Source organism: Pseudomonas sp. W4I3 (genome assembly GCF_030816195.1).
Taxonomy (GTDB): domain Bacteria; phylum Pseudomonadota; class Gammaproteobacteria; order Pseudomonadales; family Pseudomonadaceae; genus Aquipseudomonas.
This window is the reverse complement of sequence record NZ_JAUSXS010000001.1, coordinates 5,582,875-5,601,408: the sequence shown is the minus strand read 5'-3', so window position 1 is coordinate 5,601,408 and position 18,534 is coordinate 5,582,875. Positions and strand designations below refer to the sequence as shown.

Below are 18,534 nucleotides of genomic sequence, written 5' to 3'. Positions count from 1 at the left end.
ACGTCAACTTTGGCTGATACCGGTTATACGTCCTAACCGACCGACTGTCCTTCATGGTCTCGGCTCAAACCGCCCCGCTAGACGTCACGAGTGTAAGCCGACCTACTACATAATTGATTACCAGAGTGCCGCTAGAAGTTTCGCCTGCTTTCCTCCCCCACGTTTTATGTCGTCAAGTCGATGCAGGCGACTTCAATTTTTCACTCTTTGCCGAAAAGGGTTCTTGCCAATTTCTGCATGCGTCCCTTGTTCCCATGCTGCTCGGACAGGTTAGTGTAGATATTTGGGAGGCGTTCCTTAAGCTTGGTTACCTGGGAAGCGTACGTGTCTTTATGTTCATTAGAAATTTTCCACTCAGCGAATTGAGACGCTCTTGAATCTATAAAACTCGCTGCGGATCTTGTGCCCTCAGGATCATTGTTCATCTGCAGTAGTACCTGAAGAAGACGTTCCTCCTCTTCAGGTGTTCTCGGGGTGATGCTCGGCAACAGCTCGCCGTATTCGCCCAGAATAAAGATTGAGGCCTCCACAGAGACATTGAGATCGTATACAGATGGTCGAAGCATGGTGCCAGTAATGGCGCGGGTGTCTTTTTCAAAGAGGTTGAGCAGTAGCTTTGAATTCTGAATGATCGTGTAGGAAGGTTTGGCGAACGTGGCTTGTTTGACTGCAGCTATAAGCCAGACGGACATAGCTTGGTGAGCCGAAGTCTCACCCGCAAAATCGATTTTGTGGTCGATCATGTATCTCAACGCAGTTCGCTCATTGGTGCTGGCAGCTTCAATGAGGTTCGTCCATCCAGAAGCATCAATATCTATCCCAAAGCTACGATCAAGTATGGCGGCTCGCAACTCCAGCAACTTGGCGTTGGATCCCTCAAGGGCGTGTCTCAAGAACAGCGTGTCGATATCTGGGAGCGCGGGTACTTTCTCGGATGCCAAGTTGAACGAGGTGAACCAATCAAGAAATTCATTATCCGTTAGGTCGTAGCCACTCAGCCTACCCGCAAGGGTCGAATACGACTCATAGACGTGGTCAGAGGCAACGTTTCCGATGGCTCCGACCTTAATCAGCCTAGATAGAATCGGTGCCACTAGGTGTGAAGACTCATCTTCAATCGTCAGTTTGAAGAGGTTTTCAGAGATGATCGCTGCCCGAACCAACGCGTCCAGATAATCCTGCTCGGCTTCAAAGGCCTCCTTGATGCCTGGAATCTCGCTTAGTGGTACCCCCGTGTTCAGCCTCATGTACATGACTGCAATTGAGACTTTGATGCGGTTGGATTTCACGTTAGGTAGATGCACCAGAATCAGCTGTGGTATCGCGCTGGAAAGCTTTCCGAACAGGGCTGCTGCGAACCAGACCCTATGTTCAGTAGGGTTCAAATCAATTGCCGTCGTAACTGCCGCAGTGGCCTCAACACCTAAGAAATAAGGCCTAGGGATAGTGCTCAGTCTTTTTTGGCCAAAATAGGCTGTGAAACATGGCAGCCAATCGCTTTCATTGAGTGGAACTCGATTCAGCTTTGCATGCTCAGTCGCTGCCAGTTGCAGCACTGCGTCCCTCAAGCCATTGTCGTTGAGGCTGATTTTACTCGTATCAATCTTTTTGAGATCTGGATCGGGCATCACTATATGGAACAACAGTTCAGCACCACCCATGGTCAAGGGTTCAAAGAGGGCGTTCACAGAATCCAGGTAGCTGTCGTACCTGGTAATGGTCTCTGTATAGCCTTCAACAGACTCAGGATCATAGGCCTCTTCTGCCATTTCTTCGAACGCGGTTTTGGCAGTCGCCAGTGCTTTCTCGAAGATGTCTCTGCGTAGGCCTAACCCAATCAGTCCTTTGATGGATTCAAAGTAACTGGGTTCTGTGCTTACCGTATTCAACTGATCCCCATCCCCGAATTTCGCACTCACGTGCGGCAGCAGGTCATCAATACTGCATCCTTCCATTTGAGACGCTTGATGGAGGGTTTTCAGAAGACTGACCGGGGAAACGGGTGTCTCCAAGCGGCGAACAAAAGAGTCTTTGAACCCAAAGTAAGGGACGAGTGCGGCGAGCTTTTTACCGTCCTGGGATTCGATAGCATCTTCAAGTGGCTGGTCGATCAGCTCAGCGATGGCGATATCCGAAGATGTCTGGAAATGGATCTGTAGGATCTGGATGGGCCAGCCTGTTTTCATGTCCTCTCCCAGAAGTGCCTTCAGGGAGCGTTTAGTTTTATCGATGTTCAGCGCCACGGCTTGGGCGGTTTCATCTTCAGCCTCTGTGGCGCTCTTAGCGCTCTCACCGATCGTCGGAGCATCTGGGTCTTTCAGCATCTCCTCGATGGCCACGCTATTATATTTGCAGATTGCCAAGTAGGCAGCGATGCAGACTACGCTTGGTCTATCTGCAGTGACCAGCAGTGTGGTTGCGATGTCGTTGATGAATCTTTTCTGTAGGCGAGGAGTCACCAACCCGCCAGCCATGGGGCTATGACGCTGGAGAATCACGCTGCACGCATCAGCATCCAACAGGTTGGATGCACCAAAACTCTCACTCCAAAGTTTCCTGAATGCATCTTTCCAGCCGGATGTGATGATCGGCGGGGTACGGAACACCACAGGGAACTTTTTGGCGATGAAGTCCTTCGAGTCGTAGCTCTGCTCGTTATCACCATTGAGATATTTGGATACCTTTGTGGAGCAGAATGGCACTATGACACTGAGATTTTCCTCGCCTGTGACGGACGTGAAAATTTCTAGATCGCTCCATACCGCTCGTAAGACATCCCGTGGGAGCCTGTCCAAGTTATCGATCACAATGATGATGTGGTAATCCTTCACTGCATGTAGCTGCTTCCGGAGGGCCTGCTTCAAATCGAGAGGGCTTACCTCTTTGCTGACTTCGATAGTTTCGGTGATTCGATCATCTGAGCTGCCTTTGAGCAGACTGGCCAAGTTCCAGCGCTTCTTAGGATCCTCTTCTCTTCGGTTAGCCAGATACGCGAACAGAAGAATAATGCCAGGCGCTGTGCACGCCAGCAGGTAAAGAGCATGGAGCCCTAGGGCGAGAGAATCGCTGCCATGAAGGCGAATTAGATAGTCACGAATGAAGGTCGGCGTAAGTACACCACTTGCGATCAGTAGCACTGCCCAGATACTGATATGACTGCGGGTGTCCTTCGTGTAGCTGTAGTGCCGACCTAAGGCGATGTCGCGGCTGGTTTCGACCTCCGCGGTTTGCTTTTCTCGACCCAATGTCTTGAGCAGTTCTGTCACTTGCTCGGTCAGTTGTTGGATAAAATTGCTTTTGATCGAGCCTTGATAATTCTGCTCGCAGTCAAAGAGCCACAGCTTCGTCTTCGACTTCTCCGTAACGATCTTCTTTTCGAGCATCTGAAGGATCGAGCTCTTCCCTGAGCCGAATTCACCGTCCAATCCAATCACGCGGTGATTGGTTTTAGGCTTTAGATAATCATGCATCGCTTGAGCCACGCGGTCGTGACTCTCGCCCTTGAAAACATCGACATCGGACGGGCTTTCATTTTGGAAGTTTAGGTTGTTCATCAGTCCCTTGCGCCTCGGCCGGCCAGTACTGCATGGCCAATGGCCTCCAGCATACGACTTTGTCGGCAATTTGCACCAGAGTAGTTAGATGCGTCGCGCGCTAGGACTGCACGGTAATCGTGCTGGATCTGGAGAGAGTTGGCAGCAGGTCTTCTGCATAGCTTACAGGTATGTCATTTGCTGTATCTAAGGTCAGGCGATGATCGCTTTCGGCCAAAAGCTGACGGTGGCTACAGGCAGAAATCGACCCACTGCTGCCGTCTAGATCAGATGTGATCTTTGTTGGAGCGGGCTCACCCGCAAGGAGGCTGCTTGAGCAATGCACATACTCTTCGAGCGATGTCATCTGCGCCATCGGGAATGACCACTGAAATGCCTAAATAGTGTTCAAGGTGCAAGGCGAGCGTGTGTTCATCTACCAACAGATCCCAGTAGCGCTGGTCTTGACCATCGAGCCTCTCTTTCCAGCAACCTCCCAGCCCTTGCTCAAGAACACGGGCCACGTCCTCGAAAAACGTCCAGTCGGCTTCTTCTGATACTTCAATCCTCACAATGCGTCACCTCACCACCAGAAGTCCCCCGATTCTGGTGGCTCCTGCGAATGATCGCAATGGGTCGAAAGCGACCTCTCGCAGCTGGTAGCCTTCTCCCACATCTGTCATTTAGGCGCTAAAAAGCTCAGTGCAGTTCTGGAATCGAGAGGTGAACTCAAGTAGCTCGCGCGTTATCTGATCGGTCGTCCCATATACCCCGTTCTCAGCCAATGAATAGGCATCGTCGAAGTAACCGCATGGATTCAAGATTTCTGGGAAGTCGTAGATTGAGGCTGACCAGGATCGGTACAGCCCCTCCGCTAAAATCCGTCCAAAATCTGGTTCATTGAGGAGCCTCTTATGTGCCTTGGCGAGTAGACACGGCAAGACCTCAGCGGGGTTTAAAGAGGGCGCCCCAATTCGAACCAATTGATCTGCAATCTCGTATCGGTTCGAGTTACTCATGAGTGAAAGCTCTATCAGCTCGTAGGCAGGGTCTTCTTGTGTAGCGATTTGATCATCTGCCCATTGGGCAACGTCCGCTACGCTAAAAATACCTAGCTCTGTACCTACCTTCAGGTAAGAGATCTGTTCATTAACGCTCAAGCTCTGAGTCATTTTTGACATGTGCATGCCCTGATCATTTGACACGCCACTTTATCCTGAGACAGATCAATCCGTTAGATATCTATCAGGAGATACGCAGAAGCGCGACACCGGCATCTATCGACAGATCGCTGCCGGTGGCGAAAGGCAACAATCGGCCGATTCTGTTGAAAAAGTCGGCTTCGAATTCCACGCCATAAAAGTACGCGTCTGAGATTGAAATCTGAATTTTTGGCAGAAGGTCCAAGACTCGGATTTCACGTAGCAGCGTGCAACAGAGGTGTTTTCATCCATCAATATTCGAGTGTTTTGGGAAAGCCGACTTTTTCAACACAATCGGCCAAGAGCAGTCATTCGAGCGTACCTATAAAAATGGCCGCGATTCGCTGCGTAGATTCAGGAGGATTAGCCCGCTTTCTGAGGCTGTGGATCAGTTGTTTCTTGCCTCCTGGATTTGTTCCAAGTGTCAGCTATGCTCGTGTCCTGATCGCGCTTGGTTAGTCGCAGGTGAAGTCTTCTAACGCGATCCTGCACCATCCAGGGCAAATCATGGAGCTGCTCAATTGAAAAAGATGATGTTGGTCGCATTAAGTGTGGCAGGGTTGGGCGGCTGCCTCCCATTTCCAAAACCAGTGGATCCCGTCGAGCCGAATCTGAAGCCAAAAAAAACCGCAGGTATCTACAGGGATGAAGCGGGAACAGCTATTTATAACCCTACGCCCACGCCAAATTATTATTATGGTCAGCTACGCATCGAATCGACGTTCCCAACAACCTATTCAAGCGGCGAACAAGGTGCAATTGAAAGACTTGCACGAAATATATTTGGTCAAGAAGTACAGCAATTTGGCGTAACCGTCACACCCATACTCAACGATGTAAAGCTGCCACCGGTGGTGATTTTTAATTACAGGCGTGACGCAGGCGGCAACTCATGGCAATTATCAACAGAAGATAAGTATGAGTCACCTTCGGTACTGGTAAGAGCCAGCACCCAGCTGAAATATGAAATTAACTATGTTGCTTCTAATAGAACCGACGTATCCATCGCACAAAATATCGCCAGTGCTACCGAGGCTTTCACTTCTGTGCAGCCAGGGACATGGATTATTTCGGAGTTGTCTAAGGACTTAGTGGCTCGAGCTGTTGCTACAATTGACAGTTCTATCAGCAAAACCATAACCAAAACCAGCAATGTAACTAAGATTAGTTTTTTGCAGCCTGCAAAAGATGGAAGCAGACAGTATGTTTATAATATCCAAGGTGAGCAAGATTTGGCCAGAGGCGATGATGAAGGCGGCATAATTGCGAGGATAACAATCTACTCTCACCTCTCTCCAAGTTTCATTGCTGCTCAGGTAGACTCAAAAGGTGAAAAGCCTCCCATTATGATTCCAGACATTAATCCACTGAATAGCTTAACGGTGCAGGGAGGCCAGTCCTCAAGGCTATGGGACTCAGCGAGCAATGAGGCCTCTTATATAAACATGCAGCAGATGGCTAAGCTTACCGGTGAAGTCGATGAGTCCCAAGTTTCAGCATTTGAGCTTTACTGCATCGATTTAAAACGTCTGCTTCGGGACAAGTACTCGTTAAGTTACTACGACTCGATAAGTGCAATGAGCTACATGCTTAAATATACCCAATACGCAAAAAACCGTGATCTTTATGGTAGTACTTGTTTATCTGTTCAAGATAAAAAAGAGCTGACCGAAATGGGGATACCCATGGTGTCAAAATTCCCAGAACTCTGATGCTTTCCCTCAACAAAGCTATTCACATTTGCCGCCGGAGGAGTTTTGTATGCTGTTCGTGTCGCCGGGAGTGACACGGCTTTATTTTAGGTGTACCTCGGAACTGACCGCTTTTGGCCGACTGCGGCCTGTCGGAGTACCACTTACCGTTGAGGCGTGAGTAGAGCGCGCATAACTATTGTCTTGAATTGATAACCTCAGCCTAGCTATCAGAAACTTTTCGCCACAGATCCCAGCTTTTAGACCCGTACGCTCCTGAGCTACCTTTCCACAGTCACTGCAAATTCAGTGACCGGGCCTGATAACCCGTGGAACAATAGGCGCTCAAGCGTCTCCAGCACCATGCCGACGCTTTTTTTGCGTCCGCACAGTCGTGTTATGGCGGCTGTGCGCGGGAGGCCTTCGGGCCTGCCGGGTTCCTATTGTCCCGGTTTATCAGCCTGCGCACAGCTGCCACCCTTTCGCCTGATAACGAATGTGGCAGCTTTTCGACATTAGGAGCTAGAACCATGAGCGTTTCTGACAGGCCTTACCCTCGCAGTACCGCAATCGACACCCCCGCTCAGATCGGAGGTGCCCAATGATCAACCCACCCCTCAACAAAACCCTCGGCGTCATCACTTTTCCACCTGCGGCAAACAGCCCAACCTTCACCGCCTATTCCGCGTCAATTCCGGCGTACCCATCCGCGATGCCCTGGAACATGCTTCCGAGCTTCTGCACTGTTCCAAAATGCTGGCGTTGGATGCAGCGATGGATAACAGCGCGGATCGCTATGCCTGGGCGGCGCATTATTTGGGGGAGATGGCGAAGGCGGTGGTGGATGATTTGGCGAAGGGGATGTTGCCGAATGGGGTGGTGGAGGAGGGGGAATCGGTTGGTGTGTAGGCAGGTGGTTTGAGGGTGTTTGGGCTGGCGTCTTCGCAGGCAAGCCAGCTCCTACAGCGGACCGTGTTTCAGGTTGGCAGTGGGCGGTGAAGAATGAATCTGCGGGCTGCCCACTTTTCTATAGACGAAAAAAAAGACCTTGAATTTCAAGGTCTTTTTTTAAGATGGTGCCCCGAGGGAGACTCGAACTCCCACTCCTTTCGAAAACGGATTTTGAATCCGCCGCGTCTACCAATTCCGCCATCAGGGCTCAATGGCGGCGAAGTATAGAGATGAGATTACCGTTGGTCAATCACGTTTCATGGTCAATTTTGACTATTTCGGCTAGACTTCCCGGCCCTGCTAGACGAACCCCATCATGCGCGTTGCTGACTTTACTTTTGAGCTCCCTGATTCGCTGATCGCTCGCCACCCGTTGGCCGAGCGTCGCGCCAGTCGACTGCTGACCCTGGACGGGCCGAGCGGTGCCCTCGCACACCGTCAATTCACTGATTTGCTTGAGCATTTGCGCCCGGGCGATTTGATGGTGTTCAACAATACCCGGGTGATTCCGGCACGGCTGTTTGGCCAGAAAGCCTCCGGCGGCAAGCTGGAAATTCTGGTGGAGCGGGTGCTGGACAGCCATCGCGTGCTGGCCCATGTGCGCTCCAGCAAGTCGCCCAAGCCGGGGTCGAGTATCTTGATCGATGGCGGTGGCGAGGCCGAGATGGTTGCGCGTCATGACGCCTTGTTCGAGCTCAGGTTTGCCGACGAGGTGTTGCCGCTGCTGGAGCGCGTCGGCCACATGCCGTTGCCTCCTTATATAGACCGCCCCGACGAAGACTCGGACCGCGAGCGCTACCAGACGGTGTACTCCCAGCGGCTCGGTGCCGTGGCGGCGCCGACGGCCGGGTTGCATTTTGACCAGCCGCTGCTGGACGCCATCGCTGCCAAGGGCGTCGAGACGGCCTATGTGACCCTGCACGTGGGGGCCGGCACGTTTCAGCCGGTGCGTGTGGATAACATCGAAGACCACCACATGCACAGCGAATGGCTGGAAGTCAGCCAGGAAGTGGTGGACGCGGTTGCCGCGTGCAAGGCGCGTGGCGGTCGGGTGGTTGCGGTGGGCACCACCAGCGTGCGTTCGCTGGAGAGCGCGGCGCGGGATGGCGTGCTCAAGCCGTTCAGTGGCGACACCGATATCTTCATTTACCCAGGCCGGCCGTTCCATGTGGTCGACTGCCTGGTGACCAACTTCCATTTGCCCGAATCCACGCTGTTGATGCTGGTTTCGGCATTTGCCGGCTACCCGGAAACCATGGCCGCTTACCAGGCCGCCATCGACAATGGGTACCGTTTTTTCAGCTACGGTGATGCGATGTTTATCACCCGCAATCCGGCGCCGCGCGGCCCTGAGGACAACTTATGAGTCGTATGTCGTTTGAATTATTGGCCACCGATGGCAAGGCCCGTCGTGGTCGCCTGACGTTCCCGCGCGGCACCGTCGAGACCCCGGCCTTCATGCCGGTCGGCACCTATGGCACCGTCAAGGGCATGCTGCCGCGTGACATCGTTGCCACCGGCGCCGAGATCATCCTGGGCAACACGTTCCACCTGTGGCTGCGCCCGGGCACGGAAGTGATCAAGAAGCACGGCGACCTGCACGACTTCATGAAGTGGCAAGGCCCGATCCTCACCGACTCCGGTGGTTTCCAGGTGTTCAGCCTGGGCGCCATGCGCAAGATCAAGGAGGAGGGCGTGACCTTCGCCTCGCCGGTGGATGGTTCCAAGGTGTTCATGGGCCCGGAAGAGTCGATGCAGGTGCAGCGCGACCTGGGCTCGGACATCGTGATGATTTTCGACGAGTGCACGCCGTACCCGGCTGACGAAGATGTCGCGCGTATTTCCATGGAGCTGTCGTTGCGCTGGGCGCAGCGCTCCAAGAATGCCCACGGCGATAACACCGCCGCGTTGTTCGGCATCGTGCAGGGCGGCATGCATGAAAGCTTGCGTAAACGCTCGCTGGAAGGCCTCGACAAGATTGGTTTTGACGGCCTGGCCATCGGCGGTTTGTCGGTGGGCGAGCCCAAGCACGAGATGATCAAGGTGCTGGATTACCTGCCAGGCCTGATGCCGGCAGACAAACCTCGTTACCTTATGGGCGTTGGCAAACCGGAAGATCTCGTAGAGGGTGTGCGCCGCGGTGTGGACATGTTCGATTGCGTGATGCCAACCCGTAATGCCCGCAATGGGCATCTGTTCATCGATACAGGCGTGCTGAAGATCCGTAACGCGTTCCATCGCCATGATGATTCGCCGCTGGATCCCACCTGTGACTGCTACACCTGCCAGAACTTCTCGCGTGCTTATCTGCACCATCTGGACAAGTGCGGGGAAATGCTGGGTAGCATGTTGAATACCATCCACAATTTGCGTCATTACCAAGTCCTGATGGCTGGTTTGCGCGAGGCTATTCAACAGGGTACATTGGCCGCCTTCGTCGATGCCTTCTATGCCAAGCGCGGGCTCCCTGTGCCGCCCTTGGACTGAGTTTCCCGACCCTAAGATTCACTATTTGCAACTGGAGTGCTAAATGAGCTTTTTTATCTCTAACGCCATGGCTGACGCCGCTGCGCCTGCCGCTGCCGGCCCTATGGGCGGTGGTTTCGAGTGGATTTTCCTGGTCGGCTTCCTGGTCATCTTCTACCTGATGATCTGGCGTCCACAGGCCAAGCGCGCCAAAGAGCAGAAAAACCTGCTGGGCAGCCTGCAAAAAGGCGACGAAGTCGTGACCACTGGCGGTATCGCCGGCAAGATCACCAAGGTTTCCGATGCTTTCGTGGTACTGGAAGTTTCCGACACCGTGGAAATGAAGTTCCAGAAGGGCGCCATCGCCGCCACGCTGCCTAAAGGCACGCTCAAAGCGATCTAAGTAACAACCTTTACCAATCGACGGGGCGCGCAAGGCGCCCCGCGTTATAAGCGGGCGGCGTGATGCTGAACAAATACCCTCTGTGGAAATACGTACTGATCCTGGCGGTGCTGGCGATCGGTTTTATTTATTCCGCTCCCAATCTCTATCCTGATGACCCGGCGATCCAGATCACTGGCGCCAGCACTGCGCTGCAGGTCAATCAGGCTGATCTGGAACGCGCGAGCAAAGCGCTCACTGACGCGGGCATCCAGGTCAAGGCGGCAACATTGGCGGCTGGTGCGAAGGGCGGCTTGTTGCGCCTGACCAAGCAAGAAGACCAATTGCCGGCCAAAGACGTTGTGCGCAAGGTCATGGGTGATGACTACGTTGTTGCGCTCAACCTGGCACAGACCACGCCACAATGGTTGCGCAGCATTGGCGCGCACCCGATGAAGCTGGGTCTGGACTTGTCCGGCGGTGTGCACTTCCTGCTGGAAGTCGACATGGACAAAGCCCTCGACGCGCGTCTGAAAGTCTACGAAGGCGACGTGAAGAGCTTGCTGCGCAAAGAGAAGCTGCGCTATCGCAGCCTGCCGCAGCTCAATGGCGCCATTCAGCTGGGTTTTGCTGACGAAGCTTCCCGCGAACAGGCCCGTGCGCTGATCCGCAAGAACTTCAACGATTTCGACATCGTGCCGGCCGACCTGAATGGTCAGGCGGTGCTGCGTCTGGCGATGAGCCCGGCCAAGATCGCGGAAATCCGCGAATACTCGATCAAGCAGAACTTGACCACGGTGCGTAACCGCGTCAACGAGCTGGGTGTAGCCGAGCCGATCGTGCAGCGCCAGGGTGCCAACCGTATCGTGGTTGAGCTGCCGGGCGTGCAGGATACCGCTGAAGCCAAGCGTATTCTGGGTAAAACCGCCAACCTGGAATTCCGCCTCGCGGCTGAGCCGGGTGCTTCGCGCGCCACTTCCGAAGAGTTTGAATTCCGTGAAGGCAACCGTCCTCCCGCGTTGATCGAGCGTGGCTTGATCATCACTGGTGACCAGGTTACCGACGCCAAGGCCGGTTTCGGCGAGCACGGTACCCCTGAAGTGAACATCCGTCTGGATGGTCACGGCGGCGAACTGATGAGCCGCGCCACGCGCAGCAACGTCGGTCGCAGCATGGCGGTGATCTTCATCGAGCAACGCCCTGTTACCACCTACACCAAGCAGATGGTCAACGGCGTCGAAAAAGACGTGCCGGTGCAGACCTTCAAGGAAGAGAAGAAGATCATCAGCCTGGCGACCATCCAGTCGCCGCTGGGTGCGCAATTCCGTATCACCGGCCTGAACGGCCAGGGTGAGTCTTCGGAACTGGCCTTGCTGCTGCGTGCCGGTGGCCTGGCTGCGCCGATGTACTTCGCTGAAGAACGCACCATCGGCCCAAGCCTGGGTGCCGACAACATCACCAAGGGTGTCGATGCGGCGCTGTGGGGCATGTTGTTCGTGTCGCTGTTCATCATCGCCATCTATCGCTTCTTCGGCGTTATCGCCACCGTGGCCCTGGCGGGCAACATGGTGATGCTGCTGGCCCTGATGTCGCTGCTGGGCGCTACGCTGACCTTGCCGGGTATTGCCGGTATCGTGCTGACCATGGGGATGGCGGTTGACGCCAACGTGCTGATCTTCTCGCGGATTCGTGAAGAGATCGCTGCCGGCATGACCGTACAGCGTGCAATCAACGAAGGCTTCGGCCGGGCATTCACCGCGATTCTCGACTCCAACCTGACCACGTTGCTGGTCGGCGGGATTCTCTTTGCCATGGGCACCGGCCCGGTCAAGGGTTTTGCGGTGACCATGTCCCTCGGTATCTTTACCTCGATGTTCACGGCCATCATGGTGACCCGCGCAATGGTCAACCTGATTTTTGGCGGACGTGACTTCAAGAAGTTGTGGATTTAAGGGGCTGCCATGTTACGTACAATCAACTTCATGGGCGTTCGCAACATTGCGTTCGGCGCCACCGTGCTCCTTACCGTTCTGGCGTTGTTCAGCTGGTTCCATAAAGGCCTGAACTACGGCCTGGACTTCACCGGCGGTACGCTCATCGAGCTGACCTACGAGAAGCCTGCCGATGTAACGCTGGTGCGTGGCGAGCTGGTCAAGGCCGGCTATCACGAGGCGGTGGTGCAGAGCTTCGGCGCCACTACCGACCTGCTGGTGCGCATGCCTGGGGAAGACCCGCAACTGGGTCACCAGGTGGCAGAGGCCTTGCAGAAGGTCGGTGGCGATAACCCGGCGTCGGTCAAGCGCGTCGAGTTCGTCGGCCCGCAAGTGGGCGAAGAACTGCGCGACCAGGGCGGCCTCGGTATGCTGATGGCGCTGGTCGGGATCATGATCTACCTGGCGTTCCGCTTTCAGTGGAAGTTCGGTGTCGGCGCCATTGTGTCGCTGATCCACGACGTGATCGTGACCGTGGGTATCCTGGCGTACTTCCAGATCACCTTCGACCTGACGGTACTGGCGGCGGTGCTGGCGATCATTGGTTACTCGCTCAACGACACCATCGTGGTATTCGACCGGGTTCGTGAGAACTTCCGCGTACTGCGCAAGGCGACGCTGATCGAAAACATCAACATCTCCACCACCCAGACGCTGCTGCGCACCATGGCTACGTCGATCTCCACCTTGCTGGCGATCGCGGCGCTGATGATCTTCGGTGGCGACAACCTGTGGGGCTTCTCCCTGGCACTGTTCATTGGCGTTCTGGCGGGTACCTACTCGTCGATCTACATCGCCAACGTGGTGCTGATCTGGCTGAACCTCAACAGCGAAGACCTGATCCCTCCGGCCAGCACTGGCAAGGAGGTCGACGACCGTCCTTGATGGGCGTTTGTTGATCAACGGTTGCAAGAAGGGCGCGAGATTGAACTCACGCCCTTTTTTTTGCTCCAAGGCTGGGTATAGCGCGGATCTTTCGATCCGTTTGTGATGGTCAGGAGGTTCAACGTGAACAAGTCGTTGCTGGTTGGTGCGGTATTGGGTGCTGTCGGTGTGACTGCCGGGGGTGCTGTCGCCACCTACAGCCTGGTAAAAAGCGGCCCTGAGTATGCGCAAGTACTGGCGGTACAGCCGGTGAAAACCCAGATTAAAACCCCGCGTGAGGTCTGCAAGGACGTCACAGTGACCCGGCAGCGTCCGGTGCAGGATCAGCATCAAATCGCCGGTACCGTGGTGGGTGCCCTTGCCGGTGGCCTGCTGGGTAACCAGATCGGCGGTGGTAATGGCAAGAAGCTGGCTACGGTAGCCGGTGCGGTTGGTGGCGGTTATGCGGGTAACAAGGTTCAGGAAGGTATGCAGAACCGTGATACCTACACCACTACCCAAACCCGTTGTAACACCGTGAACGACATCAGTGACAAGGTTGTGGGTTACGACGTGCGTTACAACCTGGACGGCAAGGAAGGCACTGTGCGTATGGAGCGTGATCCAGGCGGCCAGATTCCAGTCGACAAAGAAGGTCGTCTGATCCTCGGCCAGAATCAGCAGTAACAGATTCTAAAGCCTATACAGTTCAAAATGTGGGAGGGGGCTTGCCCCCGATAGCGGTGTATCAGCCAGCCAATCAGGTGCTGATCCACTGCCATCGGGAGCAAGCCCCCTCCCACATTTGAATGGTGGTGTTGCTAGAGTTTCACTACACAGCAAATCCCAGGCATAAAAAAAGCACCCCTCGGGGTGCTTTTTTGTGCTCGCTCGCTTAGCGCTTCAGCGAAGCCGGCAGGTGCGGCTGGATCGCCGTCAGCACTGCTTTGAAGCATTTGGTGTTGCCGGCAACCACGTGGCCTTTCTCAAGGAAGTCGTGACCGCCGGTGAAGTCGCTCACCAGGCCGCCTGCTTCCTGGATCAGCAGGGCGCCTGCAGCCATGTCCCACTCGGACAAGCCCGACTCCCAGAATGCGTCGAAACGACCGGCAGCCACATAAGCCAGGTCCAGGCTCGCTGCGCCAGCGCGACGAATACCTGCGGTCTGGCCGACCAGGGCGCGGAACATGCCCAGGTAGTTTTCCAGGTTGTCCATTTGATCGTCACGGAACGGGAAGCCGGTGCCCAGCAGGGCGCCATCCAGGCTGGTGCGGCCGCTGACGCGCAGGCGACGGCCATTGAGTTGGGCGCCACGGCCACGGCTGGCGGTGAATTCTTCCTGGCGAACAGGGTCGAGAACGACGGCATGTTCCAGGCGGCCACGGTATTTGCAGGCGATGCTCACGGCAAAGTGCGGGATGCCGCGCAGGAAGTTGGTGGTGCCATCCAGTGGGTCGATGATCCACAGGTAGTCTTCGCCTTCGCCGCTACCTTTGTGCAGGCCGGTTTCTTCACCGAGGATGCCATGGGTAGGGTAGGCCTTGCGCAGAGCGTCGATGATTTTCTGTTCGGCGGCGCGATCCACCTCGGATACATAATCCTTGGCGTCTTTTTCGTCGACCTTGATGGTATCCAGGCGCTCGATAGAGCGGAAGATCAATTCACTGGCGCTGCGGGCGGCGCGCAGCGCGATATTCAGCATGGGCTGCATGGATGTGTCACCTAAGGTTGTTAAAGAAAGCCGGGCATTCTAGCAGAAACTTTCTTCAGGTGAAGGACGACGTTAGCTTTCGTGGCATAACCTTGGGCGGTTCTGTAAGATTTGCTCCCCTTTCCCGTGTCCGAGAGCGCCTCCCTTGCTGCAAAACATTCGTGTCGTCCTGGTCAATACCAGTCACCCCGGCAACATCGGCGGGGTAGCTCGAGCCATGAAAAACATGGGGCTGACACGCCTGGTGCTGGTCGAGCCGCGTGTGTTTCCGCACCACGAGGCCGATGCCCGCGCATCCGGCGCCAATGACATCCTGGAAAACGCCCAGGTTGTCGCGACCCTGGAAGACGCCCTGGTCGGCTGCAACCTGGTGCTCGGCACCAGCGCTCGTGATCGTCGCATTCCCTGGCCGCTGCTGGATCCGCGTGAGTGCGGCACCAAAGTGGTGGAGGAAGCGGCCGGTGGTGCAGAAATCGCCCTGGTATTTGGCCGTGAAGACTCCGGCCTGACCAACGAAGAGCTGCAGCGATGTCATTACCACGTGCACATCCCATCAGACCCCGAGTTCAGTTCGCTGAACCTCGGCGCGGCGGTGCAGGTGCTGACGTACGAAGTGCGCATGGCCTGGCTGGCGGCTGCCGGTCAGCCCAGCAAGATGGAAAAGGAAGAGGTTGCATCGACCAAAAGTGGCGAGCTCGCCACCATGGACGAGCTGGAGCGATTCTATGAGCACCTGGAGCAAACCCTGGTGGCCATCGAGTTCCTTGATCCTGAAAAACCACGGCACTTGATGGCGCGCCTGCGTCGCCTTTACGGACGCAGCTCGGTCAGCCGGGCGGAAATGAATATATTGCGTGGCATCCTCACGGAAACCCAGAAAGCGGCCCGTGGCGAGCTCCTTAAGCGGAAGGATTAAAAATGTTCGAGCGTTTGCGAGAAGATATCCAGAGTGTTTTCCACCGTGACCCGGCGGCGCGCAACGCCTTTGAAGTACTGACCTGCTACCCGGGCATGCACGCGATCTGGATTCACCGCTTGTCCGGCGCCCTGTGGGGCATGGGCTGGAAGTGGCTGGCGCGCCTGGTGTCGAACTTCGGGCGCTGGTTGACCGGGATCGAAATTCATCCGGGCGCCAAGGTCGGTCGTCGCTTCTTTATTGACCATGGCATGGGCATCGTGATTGGCGAGACGGCCGAGATCGGCGATGACGTGACGCTTTATCAGGGTGTGACTTTGGGCGGTACCACCTGGAATAAAGGCAAGCGCCACCCGACGCTGGGTGACGGCGTGGTGGTGGGGGCGGGCGCCAAGGTGCTCGGCCCCTTCACTGTAGGCGCGGGCGCCAAGGTGGGTTCCAATGCGGTGGTCACCAAGGCAGTGCCTCCCGGTGCCACAGTGGTGGGCATTCCTGGGCGGATCATCGTCAAGCCGGAAGTTGGCGACGAGCTGGAAGCCAAGCGCAAGGCCATGGCCGAGAAGATCGGTTTCGACGCTTACGGTGTCAGCGAAGACATGCCCGACCCGGTGGCTCGCGCCATTGGCCAACTGCTTGATCATCTGCAAGCGGTAGATGGCAAGTTGGACGGGATGTGCGGCGCGCTGAAGGATCTGGGTAGCACTTACTGTGCGAAAGAGCTGCCTGAGCTGCGTGAAGAAGACTTCGCCCAGATCAAGGACGAAGCCGCCACCAAGGCTGGCTGAGTTCTCCTGTGGGAGGGGGCTTGCTCCCGATGGCGGTGGGTCAGTCACTGAAGTATTGGCTGATGCACCGCTATCGGGGGCAAGCCCCCTCCCACATTGGGTCTCCATAGTGTCTGGAATTGCTGGTCATCCGCTGCCGCTGTTCCTCCCCACCCCACCCTGCTATGATTCGCGCGCCCTTTTTACGGGTAATCCTGACTAAAGTACTAGGTCTTATAGTTGACTTAAATACTCGGGAATCGCATACTTGCTCCCATTCTGAAACACCTTGGTACTTGTCCATGAGACTGACTACAAAAGGCCGATACGCGGTGACTGCCATGCTCGACCTGGCTTTGCACGCGCAAACTGGGCCGGTGTCCCTGGCCGATATCTCCGAGCGCCAAGGCATTTCCCTGTCTTACCTCGAGCAGCTGTTCGCCAAATTGCGCCGTAGCAACTTGGTTTCCAGCGTTCGTGGCCCAGGTGGTGGCTATCAGTTGTCCCGCGACATGCAGGGCATCCAGGTGGCTCAGGTGATCGACGCGGTCAACGAATCCGTCGACGCCACCAAATGCCAGGGTCTGGGTGACTGCCATGCTGGCGACACCTGTCTGACGCACCACTTGTGGTGCGACTTGAGCCTGCAGATCCATGAGTTTTTGAGTGGTATCAGCTTGGCTGATCTTGTGACTCGCCGTGAGGTGCAAGAAGTAGCCCAGCGTCAGGACCAGCGCCGTTGCAACACCAAGGCGCCGCGTCTGGACAAGATCGAAGCGTCCGCCGTCGAGTGACAGCCGCAGAGCTAACGGCACGCCAGCCAGCCTGATTTAGGAGAAAGTCCATGAAATTGCCGATTTACCTTGATTACTCAGCGACCACCCCGGTTGATCCGCGTGTCGCGCAAAAGATGAGCGAATGCCTGCTGGTTGACGGAAACTTCGGCAACCCGGCCTCCCGCTCCCACGTATTCGGCTGGAAAGCCGAGGAAGCGGTCGAGAACGCTCGTCGCCAGGTCGCCGACCTGGTGGGTGCGGACCCGCGTGAAATCGTCTGGACCTCCGGTGCCACCGAGTCCGACAACCTGGCGATCAAGGGCGCGGCGCATTTCTACGCGACCAAGGGCAAGCACCTGATCACCACCAAGATTGAGCACAAGGCTGTCCTCGACACCATGCGCCAACTGGAGCGTGAAGGTTTTGAGGTCACCTACCTCGAGCCGACCACCGACGGTATCGTCACCCCGGCCATGATCGAAGCCGCGCTGCGTGATGACACCATCCTGGTTTCCGTGATTCACGTGAACAACGAAATCGGCACGATCAACGACATCGAAGCAATCGGCGAACTGACCCGTTCCAAGGGCATTCTGCTGCACGTCGATGCCGCTCAGTCCACTGGTAAGGTCGAGATCGACCTGTCCAAGCTGAAAGTCGACCTGATGTCGTTCTCGGCCCACAAGACCTACGGCCCTAAAGGCATCGGCGCACTGTACGTGAGCCGTAAGCCACGCGTGCGTATCGAAGCCGCCATGCACGGTGGCGGCCACGAACGCGGCATGCGTTCCGGCACCCTGGCGACCCACCAGATCGTCGGCATGGGCGAAGCTTTCCGCGTAGCCAAGGAAGACATGGCTGCCGAAAACGTGCGCATCAAGGCGTTGAGCGATCGCTTCTACAAGCAGGTCGAGAACCTTGAAGAGCTGTACATCAACGGCAGCATGACTGCACGTGTACCGCACAACCTGAATTTGAGCTTCAACTACGTCGAAGGCGAGTCGCTGATCATGGCGCTCAAGGACCTGGCGGTATCGTCCGGCTCGGCCTGCACCTCGGCCTCCCTGGAGCCGTCCTACGTGCTGCGGGCCCTGGGCCGTAACGACGAACTGGCACACAGCTCGATCCGCTTTACCTTCGGCCGCTTCACCACTGAAGAGCAAGTCGACTACGCCGCGCAGAAAGTCTGCGAAGCTGTCAACAAGCTGCGCGTTCTGTCGCCGCTGTGGGACATGTACAAAGACGGTGTCGATATCTCCAAGATCGAGTGGGCGGCACACTAAATAT

Annotated in this window: 15 protein-coding genes, 1 tRNA gene and 1 pseudogene; 12 read left to right on the top strand and 5 right to left on the bottom strand. The window is 55.9% G+C overall.

Translation table 11 applies throughout. The features are described 5' to 3' along the window. Positions 1-200 precede the first annotated feature (200 nt). The 3 genes from QF045_RS25500 to QF045_RS25490 form a co-directional block, all read right to left on the bottom strand. A complete protein-coding gene (locus QF045_RS25500; RefSeq protein ID WP_306494537.1) occupies positions 201-3,554 on the bottom strand; it encodes a P-loop NTPase fold protein in 3,354 nt (1,117 codons plus the stop codon). Positions 3,555-3,847: 293 nt separating this feature from the next. Next, positions 3,848-4,105, bottom strand: coding sequence for a DUF3630 family protein (locus QF045_RS25495; protein ID WP_306494536.1), 258 nt, complete (start codon positions 4,103-4,105; stop codon positions 3,848-3,850). Between the two features lie 111 nt (positions 4,106-4,216). Then, positions 4,217-4,738 carry a hypothetical protein gene (locus QF045_RS25490; protein ID WP_306494535.1) on the bottom strand — a complete coding sequence of 174 codons (522 nt, stop codon included), beginning with the start codon at positions 4,736-4,738 and terminating at the stop codon, positions 4,217-4,219. A 518-nt stretch (positions 4,739-5,256) separates the two neighbouring features. On the opposite strand from QF045_RS25490, the gene QF045_RS25485 reads away from it, so the two are divergent. Both QF045_RS25485 and QF045_RS25480 read left to right on the top strand, forming a co-directional pair. Further along, positions 5,257-6,447 (top strand): hypothetical protein, encoded by a 1,191-nt coding sequence (locus QF045_RS25485; protein ID WP_306494534.1) that lies wholly within the window; start codon positions 5,257-5,259, stop codon positions 6,445-6,447. Positions 6,448-7,027: 580 nt separating this feature from the next. Beyond that, positions 7,028-7,335: pseudogene (locus QF045_RS25480) on the top strand (DUF3077 domain-containing protein). Positions 7,336-7,500: 165 nt separating this feature from the next. On the opposite strand, the gene QF045_RS25475 reads toward QF045_RS25480, so the two are convergent. Continuing rightward, positions 7,501-7,585, bottom strand: a tRNA-Leu gene (locus QF045_RS25475). Positions 7,586-7,693: 108 nt separating this feature from the next. Between QF045_RS25475 and queA the strand changes: the two genes are divergently transcribed. From queA to QF045_RS25445, 6 genes are all read left to right on the top strand, one after another. Further along, complete coding sequence (gene queA / locus QF045_RS25470) at positions 7,694-8,743, top strand: tRNA preQ1(34) S-adenosylmethionine ribosyltransferase-isomerase QueA (protein WP_306494533.1); 1,050 nt, start codon at positions 7,694-7,696, stop codon at positions 8,741-8,743. A 5-nt stretch (positions 8,744-8,748) separates the two neighbouring features. Further along, positions 8,749-9,864 (top strand): tRNA guanosine(34) transglycosylase Tgt, encoded by a 1,116-nt coding sequence (tgt, locus tag QF045_RS25465; RefSeq protein ID WP_003175976.1) that lies wholly within the window; start codon positions 8,749-8,751, stop codon positions 9,862-9,864. Positions 9,865-9,907: 43 nt separating this feature from the next. Beyond that, positions 9,908-10,246 carry a preprotein translocase subunit YajC gene (yajC, locus tag QF045_RS25460; RefSeq protein WP_003175975.1) on the top strand — a complete coding sequence of 113 codons (339 nt, stop codon included), beginning with the start codon at positions 9,908-9,910 and terminating at the stop codon, positions 10,244-10,246. Between the two features lie 62 nt (positions 10,247-10,308). Continuing rightward, on the top strand, positions 10,309-12,177 hold the full coding sequence (gene secD, locus QF045_RS25455) for a protein translocase subunit SecD (RefSeq protein WP_306494532.1): 1,869 nt from the start codon (positions 10,309-10,311) through the stop codon (positions 12,175-12,177). A 9-nt stretch (positions 12,178-12,186) separates the two neighbouring features. Beyond that, positions 12,187-13,101: a protein translocase subunit SecF gene (gene secF, locus QF045_RS25450; protein ID WP_306494531.1), complete on the top strand. Its 915-nt coding sequence runs from the start codon at positions 12,187-12,189 to the stop codon at positions 13,099-13,101. A 123-nt stretch (positions 13,102-13,224) separates the two neighbouring features. Further along, on the top strand, positions 13,225-13,767 hold the full coding sequence (locus QF045_RS25445; RefSeq protein WP_005791197.1) for a glycine zipper 2TM domain-containing protein: 543 nt from the start codon (positions 13,225-13,227) through the stop codon (positions 13,765-13,767). Positions 13,768-13,975: 208 nt separating this feature from the next. On the opposite strand, the gene suhB is transcribed toward QF045_RS25445, so the two are convergent. Next, on the bottom strand, positions 13,976-14,791 hold the full coding sequence (suhB, locus tag QF045_RS25440) for an inositol-phosphate phosphatase (RefSeq protein ID WP_003175971.1): 816 nt from the start codon (positions 14,789-14,791) through the stop codon (positions 13,976-13,978). A 145-nt stretch (positions 14,792-14,936) separates the two neighbouring features. Here suhB and trmJ point away from each other — a divergent pair, with 145 nt between their 5' ends. The 4 genes from trmJ (at position 14,937) to QF045_RS25420 (ending at position 18,530) form a co-directional block, all read left to right on the top strand. Then, entirely contained in the window at positions 14,937-15,707 is a 771-nt protein-coding gene (gene trmJ / locus QF045_RS25435) for a tRNA (cytosine(32)/uridine(32)-2'-O)-methyltransferase TrmJ (RefSeq protein WP_124388106.1), read from the top strand. A 2-nt stretch (positions 15,708-15,709) separates the two neighbouring features. Further along, positions 15,710-16,492, top strand: coding sequence for a serine O-acetyltransferase (cysE, locus tag QF045_RS25430; protein WP_306494530.1), 783 nt, complete (start codon positions 15,710-15,712; stop codon positions 16,490-16,492). Positions 16,493-16,773: 281 nt separating this feature from the next. After that, complete coding sequence (gene iscR / locus QF045_RS25425; RefSeq protein WP_003194020.1) at positions 16,774-17,265, top strand: Fe-S cluster assembly transcriptional regulator IscR; 492 nt, start codon at positions 16,774-16,776, stop codon at positions 17,263-17,265. Positions 17,266-17,315: 50 nt separating this feature from the next. Beyond that, positions 17,316-18,530, top strand: a complete 1,215-nt coding sequence (locus tag QF045_RS25420) for an IscS subfamily cysteine desulfurase (RefSeq protein ID WP_191952396.1) — start codon at positions 17,316-17,318, stop codon at positions 18,528-18,530. Positions 18,531-18,534: the final 4 nt, after the last annotated feature.

Excerpts from the sequence above, each read along its gene's own strand:
- QF045_RS25500 (WP_306494537.1), bottom strand. The coding sequence starts at position 3,554 with ATGAACAACCTAAACTTCCAAAATGAAAGCCCGTCCGATGTCGATGTT.
- queA (WP_306494533.1), top strand. The coding sequence starts at position 7,694 with ATGCGCGTTGCTGACTTTACTTTTGAGCTCCCTGATTCGCTGATCGCT.
- tgt (WP_003175976.1), top strand. The coding sequence starts at position 8,749 with ATGTCGTTTGAATTATTGGCCACCGATGGCAAGGCCCGTCGTGGTCGC.
- yajC (WP_003175975.1), top strand. The coding sequence starts at position 9,908 with ATGAGCTTTTTTATCTCTAACGCCATGGCTGACGCCGCTGCGCCTGCC.
- secD (WP_306494532.1), top strand. The coding sequence starts at position 10,309 with ATGCTGAACAAATACCCTCTGTGGAAATACGTACTGATCCTGGCGGTG.
- secF (WP_306494531.1), top strand. The coding sequence starts at position 12,187 with ATGTTACGTACAATCAACTTCATGGGCGTTCGCAACATTGCGTTCGGC.
- suhB (WP_003175971.1), bottom strand. The coding sequence starts at position 14,791 with ATGCAGCCCATGCTGAATATCGCGCTGCGCGCCGCCCGCAGCGCCAGT.
- cysE (WP_306494530.1), top strand. The coding sequence starts at position 15,710 with ATGTTCGAGCGTTTGCGAGAAGATATCCAGAGTGTTTTCCACCGTGAC.
- iscR (WP_003194020.1), top strand. The coding sequence starts at position 16,774 with ATGAGACTGACTACAAAAGGCCGATACGCGGTGACTGCCATGCTCGAC.
- QF045_RS25420 (WP_191952396.1), top strand. The coding sequence starts at position 17,316 with ATGAAATTGCCGATTTACCTTGATTACTCAGCGACCACCCCGGTTGAT.